The organism is Caballeronia temeraria, assembly GCF_001544795.2.
GTDB classification, from domain to species: domain Bacteria; phylum Pseudomonadota; class Gammaproteobacteria; order Burkholderiales; family Burkholderiaceae; genus Caballeronia; species Caballeronia temeraria.
Genome location: NZ_FCOI02000014.1, coordinates 1 through 21,485, shown reverse-complemented (window position 1 = coordinate 21,485; position 21,485 = coordinate 1). Strand labels below are relative to the sequence as shown.

The 21,485-nt window shown below is 62.0% G+C and carries 21 protein-coding genes and 2 tRNA genes; 16 read left to right on the top strand and 7 right to left on the bottom strand.

The window, feature by feature from the left end:
• Positions 1-17 precede the first annotated feature (17 nt).
• The 9 genes from folP to phoR all read left to right on the top strand — a co-directional run bounded on the left by folP (position 18) and on the right by phoR (position 9,305).
• A complete protein-coding gene (folP, locus tag AWB76_RS20380) occupies positions 18-818 on the top strand; it encodes a dihydropteroate synthase (protein WP_157696169.1) in 801 nt (266 codons plus the stop codon).
• Between the two features lie 114 nt (positions 819-932).
• On the top strand, positions 933-2,294 hold the full coding sequence (gene glmM, locus AWB76_RS20375) for a phosphoglucosamine mutase (protein WP_061161966.1): 1,362 nt from the start codon (positions 933-935) through the stop codon (positions 2,292-2,294).
• Positions 2,295-2,518: 224 nt separating this feature from the next.
• Positions 2,519-3,550: a phosphate ABC transporter substrate-binding protein PstS gene (gene pstS, locus AWB76_RS20370; protein WP_061161965.1), complete on the top strand. Its 1,032-nt coding sequence runs from the start codon at positions 2,519-2,521 to the stop codon at positions 3,548-3,550.
• A 127-nt stretch (positions 3,551-3,677) separates the two neighbouring features.
• Positions 3,678-4,661: a phosphate ABC transporter permease PstC gene (pstC, locus tag AWB76_RS20365; RefSeq protein ID WP_061161964.1), complete on the top strand. Its 984-nt coding sequence runs from the start codon at positions 3,678-3,680 to the stop codon at positions 4,659-4,661.
• The gene (pstA, locus tag AWB76_RS20360) at positions 4,661-5,548 is read left to right on the top strand and encodes a phosphate ABC transporter permease PstA (RefSeq protein ID WP_061161963.1); all 888 of its coding nucleotides are present in this window, start codon (positions 4,661-4,663) and stop codon (positions 5,546-5,548) included. Before pstC ends, pstA begins: the two co-directional genes overlap by 1 nt.
• Before the next feature lie 15 nt (positions 5,549-5,563).
• Positions 5,564-6,424, top strand: coding sequence for a phosphate ABC transporter ATP-binding protein PstB (gene pstB, locus AWB76_RS20355; protein ID WP_061161962.1), 861 nt, complete (start codon positions 5,564-5,566; stop codon positions 6,422-6,424).
• 39 nt (positions 6,425-6,463) lie between these two features.
• On the top strand, positions 6,464-7,168 hold the full coding sequence (gene phoU, locus AWB76_RS20350) for a phosphate signaling complex protein PhoU (RefSeq protein ID WP_061161961.1): 705 nt from the start codon (positions 6,464-6,466) through the stop codon (positions 7,166-7,168).
• A 45-nt stretch (positions 7,169-7,213) separates the two neighbouring features.
• Entirely contained in the window at positions 7,214-7,915 is a 702-nt protein-coding gene (gene phoB / locus AWB76_RS20345) for a phosphate regulon transcriptional regulator PhoB (RefSeq protein ID WP_061161960.1), read from the top strand.
• Between the two features lie 76 nt (positions 7,916-7,991).
• Positions 7,992-9,305, top strand: a complete 1,314-nt coding sequence (gene phoR, locus AWB76_RS20340) for a phosphate regulon sensor histidine kinase PhoR (protein WP_061161959.1) — start codon at positions 7,992-7,994, stop codon at positions 9,303-9,305.
• A 673-nt stretch (positions 9,306-9,978) separates the two neighbouring features.
• Here phoR and ppk1 read toward each other — a convergent pair.
• Positions 9,979-12,042 carry a polyphosphate kinase 1 gene (gene ppk1 / locus AWB76_RS20335; protein WP_061161958.1) on the bottom strand — a complete coding sequence of 688 codons (2,064 nt, stop codon included), beginning with the start codon at positions 12,040-12,042 and terminating at the stop codon, positions 9,979-9,981.
• Positions 12,043-12,292: 250 nt separating this feature from the next.
• On the opposite strand from ppk1, the gene ppx reads away from it, so the two are divergent.
• Entirely contained in the window at positions 12,293-13,804 is a 1,512-nt protein-coding gene (ppx, locus tag AWB76_RS20330; protein ID WP_061161957.1) for an exopolyphosphatase, read from the top strand.
• Positions 13,805-13,867: 63 nt separating this feature from the next.
• Here ppx and AWB76_RS20325 read toward each other — a convergent pair whose 3' ends face one another.
• Entirely contained in the window at positions 13,868-14,692 is an 825-nt protein-coding gene (locus AWB76_RS20325) for a GNAT family N-acetyltransferase (RefSeq protein WP_061161956.1), read from the bottom strand.
• 130 nt (positions 14,693-14,822) lie between these two features.
• Positions 14,823-15,281, bottom strand: coding sequence for a SixA phosphatase family protein (locus tag AWB76_RS20320; RefSeq protein ID WP_061161955.1), 459 nt, complete (start codon positions 15,279-15,281; stop codon positions 14,823-14,825).
• Positions 15,282-15,387: 106 nt separating this feature from the next.
• Here AWB76_RS20320 and AWB76_RS20315 point away from each other — a divergent pair.
• From AWB76_RS20315 to AWB76_RS42740, 3 genes are all read left to right on the top strand, one after another.
• Positions 15,388-15,464: transfer RNA gene (locus AWB76_RS20315), tRNA-Pro, on the top strand.
• 70 nt (positions 15,465-15,534) lie between these two features.
• Complete coding sequence (locus AWB76_RS41020; protein WP_157696168.1) at positions 15,535-15,708, top strand: hypothetical protein; 174 nt, start codon at positions 15,535-15,537, stop codon at positions 15,706-15,708.
• Positions 15,709-15,992: 284 nt separating this feature from the next.
• Positions 15,993-16,115, top strand: a complete 123-nt coding sequence (locus AWB76_RS42740) for a hypothetical protein (RefSeq protein ID WP_279616430.1) — start codon at positions 15,993-15,995, stop codon at positions 16,113-16,115.
• A 5-nt stretch (positions 16,116-16,120) separates the two neighbouring features.
• On the opposite strand, the gene AWB76_RS20310 is transcribed toward AWB76_RS42740, so the two are convergent.
• From AWB76_RS20310 to AWB76_RS20300, 3 genes are all read right to left on the bottom strand, one after another.
• Positions 16,121-16,441 carry a hypothetical protein gene (locus AWB76_RS20310; protein ID WP_208606589.1) on the bottom strand — a complete coding sequence of 107 codons (321 nt, stop codon included), beginning with the start codon at positions 16,439-16,441 and terminating at the stop codon, positions 16,121-16,123.
• Between the two features lie 29 nt (positions 16,442-16,470).
• Positions 16,471-17,163 (bottom strand): peptidoglycan DD-metalloendopeptidase family protein, encoded by a 693-nt coding sequence (locus AWB76_RS20305; protein ID WP_061161953.1) that lies wholly within the window; start codon positions 17,161-17,163, stop codon positions 16,471-16,473.
• Between the two features lie 113 nt (positions 17,164-17,276).
• A complete protein-coding gene (locus AWB76_RS20300; protein ID WP_061162094.1) occupies positions 17,277-18,179 on the bottom strand; it encodes an aldose epimerase family protein in 903 nt (300 codons plus the stop codon).
• Between the two features lie 569 nt (positions 18,180-18,748).
• On the opposite strand from AWB76_RS20300, the gene AWB76_RS20295 reads away from it, so the two are divergent.
• From AWB76_RS20295 to AWB76_RS42900, 3 genes are all read left to right on the top strand, one after another.
• A complete protein-coding gene (locus AWB76_RS20295) occupies positions 18,749-19,579 on the top strand; it encodes an undecaprenyl-diphosphate phosphatase (protein ID WP_061161952.1) in 831 nt (276 codons plus the stop codon).
• 116 nt (positions 19,580-19,695) lie between these two features.
• A tRNA-Arg gene (locus AWB76_RS20290) sits at positions 19,696-19,772 on the top strand.
• Positions 19,773-20,230: 458 nt separating this feature from the next.
• Complete coding sequence (locus tag AWB76_RS42900) at positions 20,231-20,578, top strand: hypothetical protein (RefSeq protein WP_167357771.1); 348 nt, start codon at positions 20,231-20,233, stop codon at positions 20,576-20,578.
• Here AWB76_RS42900 and AWB76_RS42185 read toward each other — a convergent pair.
• Complete coding sequence (locus AWB76_RS42185; protein WP_341845300.1) at positions 20,486-20,683, bottom strand: CHC2 zinc finger domain-containing protein; 198 nt, start codon at positions 20,681-20,683, stop codon at positions 20,486-20,488. The genes AWB76_RS42900 and AWB76_RS42185 overlap by 93 nt on opposite strands.
• Positions 20,684-21,485: the final 802 nt, after the last annotated feature.

Genomic DNA, 21,485 nt, shown 5'->3' with positions numbered 1-21,485 from the left:
TCGAACGCCCGCTCGTCATGGGCATTCTCAACGTGACGCCGGACTCGTTCTCGGACGGCGGCCGCTTCATCTCGCGCGACGCCGCGCTCGCGCGTGCCGGGCAGATGCTCGCCGATGGCGCCGACATGATCGATATCGGCGGCGAATCCACGCGTCCCGGGGCGCCGCCCGTGCCTCTCGACGAGGAACTCGAGCGCGTCGTGCCGATCGTCGAGGCGCTGCGCGCCATGCAAGTGCCGCTTTCCGTCGATACCTACAAGCCGGCCGTGATGCGCGCCGCGCTCGAGGCCGGGGCGGACATGATCAACGACATCTGGGGCCTTCGTCAGCAAGGCGCGATCGAGGCCGTGAAGGACAGCAACTGCGGCCTCTGCGTGATGCACATGCTAGGCGAGCCGCGCACGATGCAGCTCCATGACCCGGTCTACGAAGACGTCGTTGCCGACGTGCGGGCGTTTTTCGCCGAACGTATCGCCGCGCTGACGTCTGCGGGCATCGCGCGGGAGCGCATCAGCCTCGATCCTGGTTACGGTTTCGGCAAAACAGTCGAGCATAATTATTCGTTGCTCGCGCATCTCACGGACACGTCGCCGGGCGGCGCGAACTTTCCCTTGCTCGCGGGCATGTCACGCAAATCGATGCTCGGCGCCGTCACCGGACGCGGCGCGGGCGAACGGCTCGCGGCGAGCATTGCGGCCGCGGTGTGCGCGGCGGAACGGGGTGCGGCGATCATCCGCGTTCACGATGTCGCGGAGACCATCGATGCGCTGAAAGTCTGGCAGGCCACAAAGAATGCCGTCCGGAATGGGCATTATTGAGACTGGGCCTCATTCATCAGGAATTTAGGCGCAGGCGCGCGCCAATAGAACTTATTAACTAAAATCGCCGGCCGATAAGATGCGCCATACGGTCGCGAGGAGGGTCAAGCAATAATGGCACGTCAATATTTTGGAACGGATGGCATCCGCGGCCGCGTGGGCGTCGCGCCGATCACGCCGGATTTCGTACTCAAGCTCGGCTACGCAGCCGGCAAAGTGCTCGCGGGCGCGGACCGCGCGCAGCAGAAAAAGGGCAATCGTCCGACGGTGCTGATCGGCAAGGACACGCGCGTGTCGGGCTACATGCTCGAAGCGGCGCTGGAGTCGGGCTTCTCGGCGGCGGGCGTCGACGTGATGCTGGCCGGCCCGATGCCGACGCCGGGCGTCGCGTATCTGACGCGGGCGCTGCGGCTGTCGGCGGGCGTCGTGATCAGCGCGTCGCACAATCCGTATAACGACAACGGGATCAAGTTCTTCTCCGCGGACGGCAACAAGCTGCCCGACGAAGTCGAGCTCGAAATCGAGCGCCAGCTCGAACAGCCGATGGAATGCGCGCCTTCCGAACGTCTCGGCAAGGCGCGCCGTCTGGACGACGCGGGCGGGCGCTACATCGAATTCTGCAAGAGCACGTTCCCCGCGAGCTTCGATCTTCGCGGGCTGAAGCTCGTCGTCGACTGCGCGCACGGCGCCGCGTACGACGTCGCGCCGCACGTGTTCCATGAGCTCGGCGCGGAAGTCGTGTCGATCGGCGTGTCGCCGAACGGCTTCAACATCAACGATGGCGTCGGCGCGACGGCACCGGACGCGCTCGTGCGCGCCGTGGTGGAGCACAAGGCCGATCTCGGCATCGCACTCGACGGCGACGCGGACCGCCTGCAGATCGTCGATTCGACCGGCCGTCTCTATAACGGCGACGAGTTGCTCTACGTGCTGGTCAAGGACCGCATCGCGACCGACGGCAAGGTGGAAGGCGCAGTCGGCACGTTGATGACGAACATGGCTGTCGAAGTGGCGCTGAAAGAGGCGGGCGTGAAGTTCGTGCGCGCGGCGGTCGGCGACCGTTACGTGCTCGAGAAGCTGCGCGAAAACGGTTGGCAGCTCGGCGCGGAAGGCTCGGGGCACATCCTGTCGCTGGACCGCCATTCGACCGGCGACGGCATCGTCTCGGCGCTTCTCGTGCTCGCGGCGATCCAGCGCAGCGGCAAGTCGCTCGCTGATCTGCTGCGCGGCGTGAGCCTGTTCCCGCAGAAACTCATCAACGTGCGGATGAACGCGGGCGCGGACTGGAAGGGCAGCGACGCGATTCGCCGCGCGGTCGAGCAAGCCGAGCGTTCCCTCGAATCGCACGGCCGGGTCTTGATTCGTGCGTCGGGAACTGAGCCGGTCCTGCGCGTGATGGTGGAAGCGTCGGCGCAACAGGATGCGGTTCGATACGCGGAAACGATTGCGCAGGTCGTAAAAGAGGCCACTTCGTAGGCGTTTACTGAGCTTCTTTGCGTTTCGCTAAAAGCGGGCTTCGGCCCGCTTTTTTATTGTCTCCGGGGCCTCGACAAATCGGGTGCGATCAAACTTTCGGCGCGTAAGCAAAATGACACGTTGTCTTCACGATTAGTCATATTACTGTCACGGACACCTCCTATATTTCGCGGTGTCGTCTCACACGCTCACTCGACACACGCTCACTACCCTGGAGATTAAGAATGAAATTGATGCAAACCGCGCTGGCCGGCCTGATTGGTGCAGTGTTCGCCATCTCCGCTCAAGCAGCCGACATCACCGGCGCGGGTTCGACCTTCGCAGCGCCGATCTACACCAAGTGGGCGGACGCCTACCAGAAAACCGGCGGCGGCAAGGTGAACTACCAAGGCATCGGCTCGTCGGGCGGCATCAAGCAAATCATCGCGAAGACGGTGGATTTCGCGGGCTCGGATGCTCCGCTGAAAGATGACGAACTCGCGAAGGACGGCCTGTTCCAGTTCCCGACGGTAGTGGGCGGCGTGGTGCCGGTCATCAACGTGCCGGGCGTGAAGGCCGGTGAAGTGACGCTGTCGGGCCAGGTGCTCGGCGACATCTACCTCGGCAAGATCAAGAAGTGGAACGACCCGGCGATTGTCGCGCTGAACCCGAAGGCCAAGCTGCCGGATACGGACATCGCGGTCGTGCGCCGCGCTGACGGCTCGGGCACGAGCTTCATCTGGACGAACTATCTGTCGAAGGTGAACGCGGACTGGAAGTCGAAGGTCGGCGAAGGTTCGACCGTGAACTGGCCGACGGGCACGGGCGGCAAGGGCAACGACGGCGTCGCGGCCTTCGTGCAGCGTCTGCCGGGCGCGATCGGCTACGTGGAGTGGGCGTACGCGAAGCAGAACAAGATGACCTACGTCGGCATGAAGAACTCGGCTGGCACCGTCGTCGAGCCGAAGACCGAGACGTTCAAGGCAGCGGCTGCCGGCGCTGACTGGTCGAAGTCGTTCTACCAGATCCTCACGAACGAGCCGGGCAAGGACGCATGGCCGATCGTCGGCGCGACCTTCGTGCTGCTGCACGCGACGCAGGAGAAGCCGGCGCAAGGAACGGAAACGCTGAAGTTCTTCGACTGGGCGTTCAAGAACGGCGGCCAGGCTGCGAACGATCTCGACTACATCTCGCTGCCGGATTCGGTCGTCGCTGAAATCAAGACGCAGTGGAAGGCGAAGGTCAAGGACGCCGCGGGCAAGGCGGTTGCGGAGTAAGTGCAGTACGCGTCGCTGGAAACTGTCCTAAGCTTCTGAAGCCCCGGACAGTCAGTTTCAAGGAAAGCCGCGCGGCGGGCGGAAGAGTCCGCCGCGCGGTCTGACACGTAGCGAAACCAAGGCTCCCATGTCGGACATCAACTTATCGTCGGCGGTGCCGGCAGCGCATACGCAGCGCGCGCCGAGCCGCATCGGCGACATCATTTTCGGCGGCGTGACACGGCTTGCGGCTGTCATCACGCTGCTTCTGCTTGGCGGCATCATCGTGTCGCTGCTCGTCGCGTCGATGCCGACCATCCAGAAATTCGGCCTCTCGTTCCTCTGGCGTTCGGAATGGGATCCGCCCAGCGAATCGTTCGGCGCGCTCGTGCCCATCTACGGCACCATCGCGACGTCGATCATCGCGCTCATCATCGCCGTGCCGGTCAGCTTCGGCATCGCACTCTTTCTGACGGAACTGTCGCCCGCGTGGTTGCGCCGGCCGCTCGGCGTCGCGATCGAACTGCTCGCGGCGATTCCGTCGATCGTCTACGGCATGTGGGGCCTGCTCGTGTTCGCGCCGATCTTCGCGCAATACTTCGAGAAGCCGCTCGGCCATCTGCTCGCTGACGCGCCCTTCATCGGCGTGTTCTTTCAAGGGCCGCCGATCGGCATCGGCATTCTGTGCGCCGGCGTGATTCTCGCGATCATGATCATCCCGTACATCGCTTCCGTGATGCGCGACGTGTTCGAAGTCACGCCCGTGCTGCTGAAGGAATCGGCGTACGGCATCGGCTGCACGACCTGGGAAGTGATGTGGAAGATCGTGCTGCCGTACACGCGCGCCGGTGTGATCGGCGGCGTCATGCTCGGTCTCGGCCGCGCGCTCGGCGAGACGATGGCGGTCACATTCGTCATCGGCAACACGAATCTGCTCGACAACGTATCGCTCTTTTCGCCCGGCAACAGCATCACCTCGGCGCTCGCGAACGAATTCGCGGAAGCGAGCCCGGGCCTGCATACGTCGGCATTGATGGAACTCGGTCTGATTCTCTTCGTGATCACGTTCTTCGTGCTCGCGCTCTCGAAGCTGATGCTTCTGCGCATGGAACGCGGGGAGGGCCGTAAATAATGAGCCGTCCCGCTACGTTCAATCAGGACCCCGCGCGCGTGGAAGCCACGCGTCAGAAGCTGCAGCGCCGCCGCCGCGGCACCAACGCGGTCGCGCTGACGCTCTCGCTCGCCGCGATGGCCTTCGGTCTCATCTGGCTCGTCTGGATTCTCTTCACGACGCTCAAGCTCGGCATCGGCGGTTTGTCGGTCGATCTGTTCACGCAATCGACGCCGCCGCCGAACACCGATGGCGGCGGTCTCGCCAACGCGATCGTCGGCTCGCTGATGCTCGTCTTGCTCGCGACCTGCGTGGGCACGCCGCTCGGCATTCTCGCGGGCGTCTATCTCGCCGAATACGGGCAGAAGCGCTGGCTCGCGAGCGTCACGCGCTTCATCAACGACATTCTGTTGTCGGCGCCGTCGATCGTCGTCGGTCTGTTCGTGTATGCGATCGTCGTCGCGAAGATGGGCCGCTTCTCCGGCTGGGCCGGCGTGATCGCGCTCGCCCTGCTGCAGATTCCGATCGTGATCCGCACGACCGAGAACATGCTGAAGCTCGTGCCGAACGCGCTGCGTGAAGCCGCGTTCGCGCTCGGCACGCCGAAGTGGAAGATGGTGATGTCGATCACGCTGAAGGCGTCGGTCGGCGGCATCGTCACCGGCGTGCTGCTGGCGATCGCGCGTATCGCCGGCGAAACCGCGCCGCTGCTGTTCACGGCGCTGTCGAATCAATTTTTCTCGTGGGACATGAATCAGCCGGTGGCCAATCTCCCGGTGACGATCTACAAGTTCGCGATGAGTCCGTTCCCGCAGTGGCAATCGCTCGCGTGGGCCGGTGTGTTCCTGATTACGCTCGGCGTGCTGGGTCTGAATATCCTGGCGCGCGCGATCTTCTCGAAGAAATAAGGGTGGAGTGATTCCATGAATATGGTCGAAAGCGGTGTCAACCACCAGGAAAAGCCGATCGAGCGCGGTCCGGCGCCGGGCAGTATGCGTCCGACGCACAGCTCGCAGCCGGCGGATTCCATCAAGCCGAAGATCGAGGTGAACAACCTCAACTTCTTCTACAACAAGTATCACGCGCTGAAGAACATCAACCTGCGCATTCCCGAGAAGAAGGTGACGGCGTTCATCGGTCCGTCGGGTTGCGGCAAGTCCACGCTGCTGCGCACGTTCAACAAGATGTACGCGCTCTATCCGGAGCAGCGCGCCGAAGGCGAAATCCTGATGGACGGCGTGAATCTGCTCGACACGACGAAGGACATCTCGCTGCTACGCGCGCGTGTGGGCATGGTGTTCCAGAAGCCGACGCCGTTCCCGATGTCGATCTACGACAACATCGCGTTCGGCGTGAAGATGTTCGAGCAGCTCTCGCGCTCGGAAATGGATGACCGCGTGGAATGGGCGCTGACGAAAGCCGCACTCTGGACCGAAGTGAAGGACAAGTTGCAGCAGAGCGGCTACGGTTTGTCGGGCGGTCAGCAGCAGCGTTTGTGTATCGCGCGCGGCATCGCGATCCGTCCGGAAGTGCTGTTGCTCGACGAGCCGTGCTCGGCACTCGACCCGATCTCGACGGGCCGCATCGAAGAGCTGATCGCCGAATTGAAAAGCGATTACACGGTCGTCATCGTCACGCACAACATGCAGCAGGCGGCGCGTTGTTCGGACTACACTGCCTATATGTACCTCGGTGAATTGATCGAGTTCGGCGATACCGAAAAGATCTTCATCAAGCCGGCCCGCAAGGAAACGGAAGACTACATCACGGGCCGCTTCGGCTGATCGTCAGCCAGGTGAAAACAGAAGGCTTAAGGAGCATATATGTCCGATAAACATCTCTCGAGCCAGTTCGACGCCGACCTCAACGCGGTGTCGTCGAAAGTGCTGGAAATGGGCGGTCTGGTTGAGTCGCAGATCATCGCGGCGATGCAGGCGCTGAACGAATTCGACATCGGCATCGCGGATCAGGTGATCGCGGCCGAAGCGCGTCTGAACACGATGGAAGTCGAGATCGACGAAGAGTGCAGCAACATCATCGCGCGCCGTCAGCCGGCCGCGCGCGACCTGCGTCTGTTGATGGCGATCTCGAAGACGATCACGAATCTCGAGCGCGCCGGCGACGAAGCCGAGAAGATCGCGAAGCGCGTAAAGCGCATCAACGAAGACGGCGCGGGCCGCACGGTGAACATCGCCGAGATCAAGCTTTCGGGCGAAATGGCGGTGTCGATTCTGCGTCGCGCGCTCGATGCGTTCGCCCGTCTCGACACGGTTGCCGCCGCGCAGATCGTGCGCGACGACAAGGCCATCGACGATGAATTCCGCGCCTTCGTGCGCAAGCTCGTGACGTACATGATGGAAGATCCGCGCACGATTTCCGCGGGCCTCGACTATCTGTTCATCGCGAAGGCGGTGGAGCGCATCGGCGATCACGCGAAGAATATCGCCGAGTTCATCATCTATATCGTGAAGGGCACCGACGTGCGGCATATTTCGCGCGATCAGCTCGAGCGGGAAGCGCTGAGTTAATCCGGCGCAATCGTTTCAACTTAAGCAAAAGGTCAAGAGGTGCCGATGCCCAGCAGTATCCTCGTCATCGAAGACGAACCCGCGATCTCCGAACTGATTTCGGTGAATCTTCAACATGCGGGACATTGCCCGATCCGCGCGTACAACGCGGAGCAGGCGCAGAACCTCATCAGCGACGTGCTGCCTGATCTCGTGCTGCTCGACTGGATGTTGCCCGGCAAGTCGGGCATCGCGTTCGCGCGCGAGTTGCGCAACAACGAGCGCACGAAGCACATCCCGATCATCATGCTGACGGCGCGCGGCGACGAGCAGGACAAGGTGCTCGGCCTCGAGATCGGCGCGGACGATTACGTCACGAAGCCGTTCTCGCCGAAGGAGCTGATGGCGCGTATCAAGGCGGTGCTGCGCCGTCGCGCGCCGCAGCTGACCGAAGATGTCGTTGCGATCAACGGACTGCGTCTCGATCCGGCGACGCATCGCGTGGCGGCGAGCCATTCGGGCAACGATATCAAGCTCGATCTCGGCCCGACCGAGTTCCGCCTGCTGCATTTCTTCATGACGCATCCGGAGCGCGTGCATAGCCGTACGCAGTTGCTGGATCAGGTGTGGGGCGATCACGTGTTCGTCGAAGAGCGCACGGTCGATGTGCACATCAAGCGTCTGCGTGCCGCGCTCAAGCCCGCGGGCTGCGATGCTATGATCGAAACGGTGCGCGGCAGCGGGTATCGGCTTGCGAAGAGTGCCTGAGTTCGGGTCCAACGTTATTCGCCTCAACGTGCCGAATTAGTTTGCCGCATCAACGTCACTCAGAAACACCGACAACATGAACATCATCTGGACGCGTGCGATCGTGTCCCTCGCGCTGCTCGCCGCGCTCAGTGCAGCGATCGGCGCATTGGCGGGCGTGCGCGTTGCGCTCGCCTTCGCGGTGCTCATGCTCGTCGTGCAAGGCTTCTTCGTCACGTATCACATGCAGCGCCTGTGGCGTCTGCTCGAAGCGCCGGTCTACGGCGAGGTGCCGAGCGCGATCGGTATCTGGGGCGAAATCTATTACCGGCTGCATAAGCTCGCGAAACGCTGGCACGCGCAAGTGCGCCAGGTCGAGCAACAGCATGCGCGCTTCATTCAGGCGATTCAGGCATCGCCGAACGGCGTTGCGATGCTCGACGATCACGATCAGATCGAGTGGTGCAATGCCATTGCCGAGAAACACTTCGGGCTCGATGCGAAGCGCGACTTGCGTCAGCACATCACGCATCTCGTGCGCAATCCGGATTTCGTTCGTTATCTGAACGCGCACCATTACGAAGAGACGCTCGTGATGCGCGGCATGGGCATGAATCGCAAGTTCACGGTGTCGGTGCAGGTCTTTCCGTATGGCGAGAACCGCAAGCTGCTTCTCACGCAGGACATCACCGAGCTGGAGCGCACGGATTCGATGCGCCGCGATTTCGTCGCGAATGTTTCGCATGAACTGAAGACGCCGCTTACGGTGCTTTCCGGTTTTCTCGAAACCATGCGTGAGCTGCCGCTGGATGAAGCGGATCGCATGCGTTATCTCGACATGATGGAGCAGCAGGCGTCGCGTATGCAGAACATCGTGCGTGATCTGCTCGTGCTCGCCAATCTCGAAGGCGATATGCGTCCGCCGGGCGATGAGCTTCTCGATATGCGCGCGGTGTTGCGTCATCTGGAAGACGATGCGAACAATCTGTCGAACGGACGGCATCGGATCACGTTTCATAGCGACGATGCGTTGACTGTGGCTGGCGTCGAGACCGAGGTGATGAGTGCGCTTGGCAATCTCGTGACGAACGCGGTGCGTTATACGCCTGATGGCGGGACCATCGAGGTCACGTGGCAACGCATGAAGGATCGTGCGGTGTTTACTGTGCGGGATAGTGGGCTTGGCATTCCTGCGGAGCATATTCCGCGCTTGACCGAGCGGTTTTATCGCGTGGATCGGAGCCGGTCGCGGGATACCGGTGGGACAGGGTTGGGGCTCGCCATCGTCAAGCATGTGCTGCAACGGCACAACGCTGAACTCGATGTTAAGAGTGAAGTCGGGAAGGGGAGTATGTTTATCGTGCGGTTTCCTGGATCACGGACGGCGCTGCGGAAGTCGCTCGCAGCTTGAGTTTTTTTCTCGCCGGATCCCGTATTCGTGTTGGTCTATTGGCACTGCCCCTGTGCGGGGCGGCAGTCACTTTCTTTGCTGCTGCAAAGAAAGTAACCAAAGAAAGCAGCTTCTCAAGCCCGCGGTCACACGCAATTTGGGTAGTTCTCTCGTCCCAGGCGGCACTCGCCTAAGTGTCGCCCTCAAAGGCCCAACCGGGCTTGGATCGCGCACGGTCTGTCACATCGCGCCGCTTCACTTGCTGGTTCAGCACCAATAGCTCCAGCCCGCTTCGCGGCCGATGGGTCCATCGGGTCCGCGCGTGCTTCTTTGCTAACACATCCATCTCACTGCGTCCGCCACACGTTGGTTTCCCTTGCATGCCCGGCGGCAGCGCGCAGCGCTGTGCCGGAACTCTTTCGTGCTGAACCAGCGCCATAAAAAGACTAGCTAGTCAGACCGTGCGCGGGCCAAGCCCGATGGGGCTTACGAGGGCACTCTTTAGGCGAGTGCCACGGTGGACGAGAGAACTACCCAACGTGCGTGTGACCGTGGGCCTGAACGAGCTGCTTTCTTTGGTTACTTTCTTTGCAGCAGCAAAGAAAGTGACTGCCGCCCCGCACAGGGGCAGTGCTAATAGACCAAAAAGACAACGGGATCCGGCGAAAACAAAAAGCGAGCGAAGCAACAAAAATCAAGAACAAAACTTAGCCAGCAATCCCAATTGAGCGTTACGAATGGACTTCCCGGGCCGCCGCTTCCGATAATGCCCATCGCTCTGCATGACCCAGGCCGACTGATTATCCCCGAGACAAACCGACAAGCCTTCAGCAATAACCCGCCGCTTCAACCGCCGATCGCGAATCGGAAACGCCACCTCCACGCGCCGGAAGAAATTGCGATCCATCCAGTCCGCACTCGACAGAAACACATCTTCCTTGCCGTTGGCATAGAAGTAGAAGATCCGATGATGCTCGAGAAACCGCCCGACGATCGACCGCACCGTGATGTTCTCCGAGAGATCCTCGACGCCGGGCTTCAAAGAACAAACCCCACGCACGATCAGATCGATCTTCACCCCCGCGTGCGAAGCCTCATAAAGCGCGGCAATGACCGTAGGCTCCAGCAAAGCATTCATCTTCGCGACGATACGCGCACGCCGTCCCGCACGCGCATGTTCGGCCTCGGCGCGGATCGCATCGATCAGCTTCGCGTGCAGCGTGAACGGCGACTGCCACAATTGATGCAGCGGAATCTCCCCGCCGATACCCGTCAGTTGCTGGAAAACGTGATGCACGTCCTCGCACATTTCCTGATCGGACGTCATGAGCCCGAAATCGGTATAGAGACGCGCCGTGCGCGGATGATAGTTGCCCGTGCCTAGATGCGCATAGCGCTTCAGCACGAACTTGCCGCCTTGCGACACGCGCCGCACGATCAGCATCATCTTCGCGTGACACTTGTGGCCGACCACGCCATACACCACATGCGCGCCGACGGCTTCGAGCTGCGACGCCCAGTTGATGTTCGTCTCTTCGTCGAAACGCGCGAGCAACTCCACGACGACCGTCACTTCCTTGCCGTTGCGCGCGGCCTGCATGAGCGCATCCATCAGCGGCGAGTCAGTGCCGGTGCGATAAATGGTCTGCTTGATCGCGACGACTTGCGGATCTTTCGCGGCCTGAAGCAGCAACTCCAGCACCGGCTGAAAACTCTCGTACGGATGATGCAGCAGGATATCGCCCTGATCGATCGCATCGAAGAGATTCGACGTGTTCACGATCACCTTCGGCACCGACGGAATATGCGGCACGAACTTGAGGTCCGGACGATCGACCATCTCGGGCAACTGCATGAGCCGCACGAGATTCACCGGCCCGTTCACGCGGTAGAGATCGCGTTCGCTCAATTGCCCTTCGTCGAGCAGACGGCGCACGAGATGCGGCGGTGTTTCGGCCGACACTTCGAGCCGCACCGCGTTGCCCAGATGCCGCGCCGGCAATTCGCCCTGCAGCGCGACGCGCAAGTTGGTGATTTCGTCTTCGTCGACGAAAAGCTCGCTGTTGCGCGTGATGCGAAACTGATTGCAACTGCGCACGACGAGATGCGGAAACAGATCGTTCACGAAGTGCTGCATGAACGAACTCAGCAGCACGAAGCCATGCGGATACCCCGACAGCGCTTCAGGCATGCGCACGAGACGCGGCAGCGCGCGCGGCGCCTGCACGATGCCCATCATCGCCTGACGGCCGAACGCGTCCGTGCCTTCCAACTCGACGACGAAGTTCAGGCTCTTGTTCAACACGCGCGGAAACGGATGCGCGGGGTCGAGGCCGATCGGCGTCAGCACCGGCAGCAGTTCGTTATGGAAATAGTCGCGCGCCCACGCGGTCTGCTGCTCGGTCCAGTCTTCCGCGCCGTGAAAGTAGATGCCTTCCATTTCGAGCGCGGGCAGCACGATGTCATGCAGCATCGAATATTGCTGGCGCACGAGCCGCTGCGCGCGTTCGGAGACGAGGTCGTAGACGTGCTGCAGCGACATGCCGTCCGGCGAAAGCGAGCCGGGGTTGTCGCGCATCTGCTCCTGCAGACCCGCCATACGGACTTCGAAGAATTCGTCGAGGTTGCTGCTGGTGATGCAGATGAAACGCAGGCGTTCCAACAGGGGAACCGTCGTGTCGGCGGCTTGCGCGAGGACGCGCTCGTTGAAACCTAGTATGCCCAGTTCGCGGTTGAATAGCGGATAGCGTATGGACATCGGAGGGAGGGATGGTTTCTCGATCAGATGGGCAAGGGAACTCTCGGATGCTCTCACAGTATGATGTATTTTTTATGACATAACGAATGTCACAAATTCTACTCACAATGCCGATAGCGTCGCTAGCGCGAACGCGCGTTTTCCAACGATAGAGCGGGGCGCGTGCGAGGCGGCATAGAATAGAATTCGTGCGCCGCAGCAGCGCCGCTGTGACAGTGCCTTTCCCCACTTCACGATTTCTGGATATCCGATGGTCACACATCCCCATCTACTTGCCGCCGTCGACCTCGGATCGAACAGTTTCCGGTTGATCGTCGGACGGGTCGAGGAAACGCCCGCCGGCAGCCAGATCTATCAGGTCGATGCGCTGCGCGAGCCGGTTCGCCTCGGCGGAGGCCTCTCCAAGGACAAGATGCTCGACCGCGCATCGCAGGTGCGCGGCTGGGACGCCCTGAAGCGTTTCGGCGAACGTCTGCGCGACTTCCATCCCGATCAGGTGCGCGCGGTGGCCACCAACACGCTGCGCGTCGCGAAAAACGCGCACGACTTTCTCGCCGAAGCGGAAGCCGCGCTCGGCTTCCCGATCGAAGTCATCGCCGGGCGCGAGGAAGCGCGCCTCATCTACGCAGGCGCCGCGCATTCAGTGCCGGCGAGCGCCGGCAAACGGCTCGTCGTCGATATCGGCGGCGGCTCGACGGAATTCATCATCGGCTCGCATTACACGCCGATACACATGGAAAGCCTCTATATCGGCTGCGTGAGCCATAGCCGGCAGTTCTTCCCGGCGGGCAACGTCGACGAATACACGATGCGTCAGGCCGAACTCGCCGCGAAGCGTGAGATCCAGATCATTTCGAGCGAATACAAGGCGACCGGCTGGGATCAGGCGATCGGCTCGTCAGGCACGGCGCGCGCGCTCGCGGAACTCATCGAGGCGAACGGCTTCAACGACGAAGGCATCACGCACGGCATTTCGCGCGGCGGGCTGGAGCGGCTGAAGCGGGCGCTCATCAAGGCCGAAAACGTGAACCGCCTTAAGCTCGTGGCGCTCAAGCCCGATCGCGTGCCGGTGCTGGCGGGCGGCCTGTCGATCATGCTCGGCGTGTTCGAGGAACTGGGCGTCGAATACGCCGATACGACCGATGCCGCCCTGCGCCTCGGCGTGCTCTACGACCTGCTCGGGCGCTCGCAGCATCAGGACATGCGCACGGTGACGGTGGAAGGCTTCAAGCGCCGTTATGGCGTCGATGCCGCGCAGGCCGAGCGCATCGGCGAACTGGCGATCAGCTTTTACGATCAGCTCGGCGAACCCGACGAGGACGTGCGCGAGGAAAATCGCATGTTTCTCGCGTGGGCGGCGTCGCTGCACGAGATCGGCTTGTCGATCGCGCATAGCGCCTATCACAAGCATTCCGCGTACATTGCGAGCAACGCCGATATGCCGGGCTTCTCGCGCACCGATCAGGCGCGTCTCGCCGCGCTCGTGCTCGGTCACGCGGGCAAGCTCGGCAAGCTCGCGCAGGCGCGCGATATCGAATGGACGCTGCTTTTCTGCCTGCGGCTCGCAGCGCTCCTGTCGCGCCGCCGCGCGGATGTCGGGCTGCCCGGCATCGAGGTGAAAAAGGCGGGCGGCGGTTTCGAAGTGCATCTGCCGGACGAGTGGGTGACCAATAATCCGCTCACCGATTACAGCCTCGTTCAGGAAGCGATGGAATGGGAGAAAATCGGCCGGCCGTATCGCGTGGTGTACACCGGCGACTGATGTTGCCGTCGCAAAAGGACAAGGCCCCGTCGAACCGAGCGGGGCCTTGTGCGTTTCAGGGGCTCAACGTCCCTGCATGTCGCCGATGAAATGCCGCGCGTAACGCGCGTTGATCTCGGACAGACGGAAGAGGGTGAGAAAGTCCGCTGTGTTGAAATCCGGATCCCAGGCCGGCGCGCCGCAAATCTTGGCACCCAGGCGCAGATAGCCTTTCACGAGCGGCGGCGGACTCACGTTCGCTCCCGTGCCCAGCTCTTCGACGGGCAGCGGCGTATGCGGGAACGCGCGGTATTCGGGCGCGGTGAGCGCATCGGCGGGCAGCGACGTGTAGAGATTCGCCGCGTAGTGGCCGCCGTCGATCATTCCGACGCTCGCGCAGCCGAGCATCGTCTCGTAGCCGTTTTGCATCATGTACGCGGCGAGGCCGCCCCACAGCGACATGATCACCGCGCCGTTGCGATAGTCTGGATGCACGCACGAGCGGCCGACTTCGACGAGCTTCGGGCGCAGGTGCGTGAGGCGCGACACATCGAACTCGCTTTCGGCGTAAAGACGCCCGATGCGCGCGGCCTGATGCGGCGGCAGCACGCGATACGTGCCCACGACCTGCAGCGTGTCGAGGTCGCGCACAAGCAGGTGATCGCAATAGGCGTCGAAGGCATCGACATCGAGGCCCGCGGGGCCGGAAAGACGCGCGCCCATCTCTTCGGAGAACACGCGATAGCGCAGGCGCTGCGCGTCGCGCAGGGCGTCGTCGTCACGCGCCCACGCGACTTGCAGGCGCTCGCGGCCCGTATTCGTTTCCGACGTGCGCGGAAGGTGGCGGCGCGAATCGAGCGAGAGCGATGACGCTCCGAATTGCAGGAAGGGCGTCGGCAAATCTTGCATTGGCGTTCCTCGACAGGACGTTGCGGTGGCTTTCAAGTCCTCGCCAATGTAGTAATGCACGGTGACGCTCGCATGGCATCGCAATGACGTTTCGATGAAACGACATCGGCATGAACGCGAGCTTACGGTCCTAGAGCAGGTCCGGATTGATCACCGCGCGCAGCACGCTTTGCCCGTCGCCGCCGCGCGTGCGCGACTGGAACCACCAGATGCCCGACTTCTTGATCGACCAGTCCGCTTCGTGGCCGGTCATGAGCAACGCGGCGACGTGGCCGAGCGTCGGCTGATGCCCGATTACAACCACCGTTTCCGCGACGCCGTCGGGCCAGCCCGCCGCATCGAGCACGGCCCGCGCGCCGTTGCCGGGCGCGAGCGCGTCGACCACGCGATAACGGTCGCCGTAGGCTTCGGCCGTCTGGATCGTGCGCGTCGCGGGACTGGCGAGCAGCACGGCGTCATCGTCGATGCGCGCCTTCAGCCACTTCGCCATGCCCTGCGCCTGCTTGCGTCCGCGCGGCGTGAGCTGCCGCGCGAGATCGCTCGACGCCTGATCTTCCGCTTCGGCGTGTCGCCAGAGAATGAGGTTCATCGATTGTCTCCGGGTTGATGAGTTTCGGTTCGAACGAAGCAGAAAGATGCATGCCCGCGTTTGGCGTTGCGCATGCGCGTAAGGCACGTTACAATCTGCGGCTCGTCGGAGCGTAGCGCAGCCTGGTAGCGCATCTGATTTGGGATCAGAGGGTCGAAGGTTCGAATCCTTTCGCTCCGACCACGATACACGAAGGGGTTACAAGTTACGGCTTGTAACCCCTTTGTCTTTTCTACGCTCGTCCGGGAGTCTCATGCGTGCCGTTTCCGCTTTCATCTGCGCCGTATTCTTTGCGCTCGGTCTTGCCGCCTGCGCGGAGCCCGCTCATCAGAAGCACGAACCGCAAGATCCGCCCGACTACAAGGGTGTGCCGACGGACATGACGCCGCCTTCGATGATCACCGATCCGGCCACCAAACCTCAGTAGCCGAAAAAACGAAGCCCCGGTGCGTCGCACCGGGGCTTCTGACCCGAGCCCAGCCGTTCGCGCGGAGATCGGACACGGGCTGCCGCCAGTCTAGGAACTTCGGTGCCCGGATGTTGTATGCGCTTGTTTCGGAGCGTAACGGAATGCAAGACAGCGGCAAACCGCGTTGCAACAAACCGTAATCGGTAAAAATTGCTCAAAACTTACAAATCAGAGCATTCCCTCAGCCGGAACATTTGCCGCTCGGGTATCATCGACCGAACTTGTTGCAAAATGTATCTGATATGGATCTGCTCTGGGTTTTCGCCGCTCTCGCGCCGCTCGGCGTGGCATCGCTCGTGGCGTTTGCCGCGCATATCGATCCCTTGTCGGGGCACTGGCGCACGCGGGCGCCGAGAGATCGCTGAGCGCTTTACTGCTTGCAGCGGATGACCATCGAACGGTTTTTGATGTTCGCGCCGAAAATGCCGCCCACCGTGCCGCCCGCCGTTGCGCCGTTGTCGGCGTCTTTCGAAATCACGTCGTAGCCATACGCGCCGCACATTTCACCCGCCTGCTTGTAGCAGGCCGCCCAGCTCGTGGCCGCATCGCCGCCGCTGCAGTTGATCGCGAAGCCCGTGTCGCCGGAAGGTAGGTAGGTCATGGTCGGGCCGCTTGCGCAGCCGGCCAGTGCGCCGGTCAATGCCAGAGCCGCGCCGAGCGCGGCCATGTTCATCCTCATCGTCAATCTCATCAATCTTCCTTGTAACGTCCGCCTGGCTTTCAGCGAGGCGGCAGATAGCGCGCCGGGTCCGTCGAACGGCCCATGTAGCGCACTTCGAAATGCAGCATCGTGCGATCGCTGTCGGTATCGCCCATTTCGGCGATTTGCTGGCCCTGCTGCACCGTCTGACCTTCCTTCACCAGGATCACGCGATTGTGCGCATAGGCGGTCAGATAGTCGTCGTCATGCTTGATGATCAGCATGTTGCCGTAGCCGCGCAGACCGTTGCCGGCATACACGACACTGCCGGTCGCGGCGGCGACGACGGGCGTACCCGCCGCATTGGCGATGTCGATACCCTTCGAATTCTTGCCGTCGAAGCCGCGAATGATGCTGCCTTGCGCGGGCCACACGAGCGTGACGCCCGGCCCGGCCTTGTTCTGCGACGATGCCTGCGCGCTCGCATCGCTCTTCGCACTGCCAGCAGTCGCCGCACCCGGCGATTCCGCCGCGCTCGCGCTGCCCGCCGGCGGCGCGATGCGCAGCACTTGCCCGACCTCGATGGCGTCGGGATTGGTCATCGCGTTCCAGCGCTTGATGTTCGCGACCGTGGTGCGATTCTCGCGCGCGATCTTGGACACGGTGTCGCCACGCTCCACGCGATAGAAACCCGGCGCGACCGGCCCCGTTCCGCAAGCGGCCAATGCTGCGATGAGCGATGCGCAGACGAGCCGTCGAATTATTTTGTGCAAACCTGACCTCGCAAAGCACCGCCGCGGGAAGTGCACGGCACAGCCGCGCGGCGAATCGAAAGGCAGGATTTTACCGTCTCGGATTTCCCCGGACAGAAAGACGCCGTTCGCGCTTATGCGTCCCGTGCGACGACGAGCCTCAACGACGCCGTCTCCGTCTTGCCCGGCGCGAGCCAGCGCAGGCCACGGCCGTTGTGAATGGCGTCGGGCAGGCCGATCCACGGCTCGACGCAATAGAAGTCCGAGGTATCCGATTCGGTCCAGGTCGTGACCGCGTACCACGGCACCGAATCCGGCTGCTGCAGCTCGAAGCTGATCGTGCGTTTCAGGCCCGGTAGCTTCAGCAGCATCGGCTCGTCGGACTGTCGCGTGAGGCAATGGAATGTATCGACGATAGCCGGATCGGCGAGCGCATAGCGCGGCAGGCCGGGCTCGGCTTCGGTAATCGAGCCGTCGGGAAGCTGGCGGCGGCGCTCCGTGCGCGGCAGCTCGACGCTGCTCTCGGCGCGCTGGCCGTGCGGCAGATGAAAATAGAAGTGATGCCCGGCGTAGTAGGGCAGTGCGACTTCGCCCGGGTTCGACGTGGTCAGCTCGACTTCGAGCGTATCGCCGTCGACGATGCGGTACGCCGCCTCGAAGCGGAACGCGAACGGATAGCCGTCGCGGGTGGCGTCGCTGTCGACGAGCGTCATGCGCAGGCCGTGGCCGTCGGCGTCGCGTGTGCAGGAGAAGGGCAGGTTGCGCGCGAAGCCGTGTGTCGGCAGTGCATGCACGATGCCTTCCGGATCGCGCCATTTGCCGATTTCGCCATCGACGAAATGCCGCCCGAGAAACGGAAAGAGCAATGGATTGCCGCCGCGGATTTTCGCGGGATTGGACCAGTCGGCGGCGTCGGGCCAATGGACGACCGGTTCGCCGCCGACGCGCCAGGTCATGAGCCGCCCGCCCGCGTGCGGCGCGAGCTGGATGGCGGCGCCGTCGCGCTCGATTTCGATGACGTCAGTTTCCGGTGACATGATGGCAGGCGCTCCGTTGAGTGGCGAGGCGCCGCGCACGGCTGGGCGGCGCGGCTCGAACCGGACGATTCTGCCTTGGAATTCAGTCCGGAAAAACCCTTTGCGGGAAATTGCGACTTAGCAAGGCACATGCAACATGTTGTTATATGCTCCGTATGTTGGGAATCGCACGGACAAGGAGCAACCATGGATTTGGCGATGGCAATGGGCGTCGCGATGTTCGCCCTCTTCGGCGCGAGCACGGCACTCTTCCTCTACAACCTGAAGGCCTGACGGGCAATTGACGGATCGGCTGCACCGCGCGCCGTTCGAACGCGCGATGCCTTTCGTTTTGCCTTTCTTTGTCTTTCGATAATTCTTCGTTTTGCCGACGATTGACTGTCGGTACAATTTGTGTGCGCTAAGCGCTTGGCGCTCGATTTCGCGGGCGGCATAATCGGTCCCGTTTGCGCGCCGTATCGACTCATCCTTCCTGTTCCGCATTCCCTGTCCGCCTTCCCGGCTTCGCGTGACGCGAGGAATGGAACTGCACGGCGCGTCCTTCATCCTCCTCAAAAAAGGACCGACGCGTGACTCTGTGGTTTCTCGTATTTCTGAGCGTGCTCCAAGGCGTGACCGAACTCTTTCCGGTCAGCAGCCTCGGCCACACGCTGCTCGTTCCCGGCCTGATCGGCATGCACATCGACAAGCATGCGCCGCAATTGCTGCCGTTTCTCGTGGCGCTGCACCTCGGGACGGCTGTCGCGCTGCTCTGGTATTTCCGTGAACGCTGGATCGCGCTGATCCGCGGCTTCTTCGCGTCGCTCGGCGGCCGCAAGAACGACGATGGCCACATGATGTGGGCGCTGATCATCGGCACGATTCCGACGGGCATCGTCGGTCTGGTGCTGGAGAAGCGGCTCGAGGTCATTTTTCATGACTTGCGGATCGTGGCGGCGGCGTTGATCGTCAATGGCGTGCTCTTGTGGTTCGGCGATCGCCTGCAGCGAAGCCGTGCGACGCGTGCGCCCGAGAAGCTCACGTTCAAGCAGGCGTTTCTGGTCGGTCTTGCGCAGATCGGCGCGCTGATTCCGGGTTTTTCGCGCAGCGGGCTGACGATGATCGCCGGCGTGGGCGCGGGACTCACGGCGGAAGCGGCGGCGGAATTCTCGTTTCTGCTCGGCACGCCGATCATCTTCGCGGCGGGCGTGCTCGAACTGCCGAAGCTTTTCCATGCACCGGGACAACTGGCCGACTCGTTGCTGGGCGGCGTGCTGACGGGCATCGCGGCATATCTGAGCGTGCGCTTCCTGATGCGCTACTTCGAAGGCCACGGCAAGCTCGCGTCGTTCGGCGTGTATTGCGTCATCGCGGGGATCTTCTTCCTCGGCTGGTTCATGATGCATCCGCAACCGGTGTGACGACTCGGGACAAGGGCGGCGGCGAATGAGGTAAAATCGCGGTCTCTTTTCGATGCGCGGCGGTTTTTGGTTGGTGCTGTTTGTTTTTGTTTGCCGCCGCCGCGCGTTCCGGTTCTCCGCCCTTAGCTCAGCTGGATAGAGCAACGGCCTTCTAAGCCGTAGGTCACACGTTCGAGTCGTGTAGGGCGGGCCAGTCGAATCAAGTACTTAGCCCAGTCCGAGCGATTGGGCTTTTTGCTTTTTGGCGTTGGTGTAGGCACGGTGTAGGCAAATCGGATCGACGTCGAATGACGATCACGGTTACGTTCTTTGCAGTACACCATTTTTGACGGCGCCTTAACATCTGCCGTGTGGAGACGTGTCGTACTCCTTTGCTCCCGGCGCGTGGTTGTGCCGGGGATAGGTTTGGAAGCCTGTAGTAGACATATCTCACCCGTGACCGCCTACGCAATGTAGGCGGCGCGCAATGTTGTACCTCGCTCGCCGTCCGACCAACGGCGCGGCGGTGCTGCTGTTCGGCTATCGGCGGGCCGTGGCAGGGGAGCCGCAAGGCTCGCCGGTTATGGTGACATATCCCGGTCGTCCAACCTTGCCACTGTGCCCGTCCGGCTTTGAATGGGGCGGTTCTGGGCTTTGAACAGGAGCGAGAAATTGGGCAATCGGGAAGTCCTGACAGCCACGGGTGCTGTGAAAATCGACCATCGGCTAACTCAGGTAGCCGTGACGATCAAAAGAGCGCGAGAGGCGAAAGCGCATCACAAGCGTTCGCTCCGCGACGAGCACGCGGCGCGGCTCGATGTCGTTCAACGCAGCTTGGCGGTCGCGCTGGCTCGCGCTAATTTATCCATCGCACTTTTCGACTCTGAGCGTCCTTTCCTGCGTCCGATGGATGCAGCCAAACAGCGGCTAATCGAGCGCGCGCCGATAAAGTTCGAGCGCATTGCCGCGCGTTTCGCCGCATGCGAAACAGCGCCAGTTCCCGCGCGTGAAATGAATTGAAAGGCTGGGGTGGCGTTGGCCGTGGATTGGACAGCACACTTGCGCGTAGCCCGCGCTGTTGGCATGTCCGGGCCTTAGTCCAAGTCGGGCGAGAACGTCCGCCACGTCGGGAAAGCGGTCGCGCCGAAGCAGGAGCGGATCATGAACGCTCTCCGTTGAGCAACGCTTGAATGTCTGAGACGCGCCGCGCAAGACGCCGCGATATGCGGATAGGGCGAATCGGGCCGCATTCCAGGCATGCCCGTTTGCGAAGCGTTTGCGGCTTAAGGTTGAGCGCGGCGGCGGCTCCGTCGGTGGTCATGTGCGGCTCGATGCTGCGCGCCGCCAACATCGCCGTTATCGCGGATGGAATCAGCGGTTTGCATCGTCGTGACCTTTGCCGCATGGGCGGCGATTGAAGTTGACGATGCTTATTTGATATCGAGAGGCATGCTCCTCCGCGACCCTCCCTCTACTGTTAGTCCGGGCGCATATCGCGCTCTATTCCGAAAGCGAGGAGTGGTTTTTGAATGTTTCAGGGGGAGGAGATGCGCGGCTTTGACGGTTTCTTGGGGGAGGCTGTAAGAATCTTGAGCGCTCGCATATCACGAGGTTGAGTTGTTCCAATAGCTCGGCAGGCACGTGGCGGTGGATGACAAGGGCGAGACGGTGGCGTGGCGGGGTAGGATTCGGAAAAAACGGGTACTTTGATGCGGTGTCTTGTGATCTATTCCTGCGCATGCCGTTGATGGCGTTATGCAGGAGGGACGCGATACATGATTTATCTAGGGCCGTTTTTCGGTAGCAGGTGGGAGCATCACAACTACGCTCCGTTGCTGTGGGACAGTCTTAATTATTCGCTTTATCTGAGTGTGGTGGATGGGCGCTATTTTCACCTCGCCAGTCATTACTGTTTCGGAACTGATCG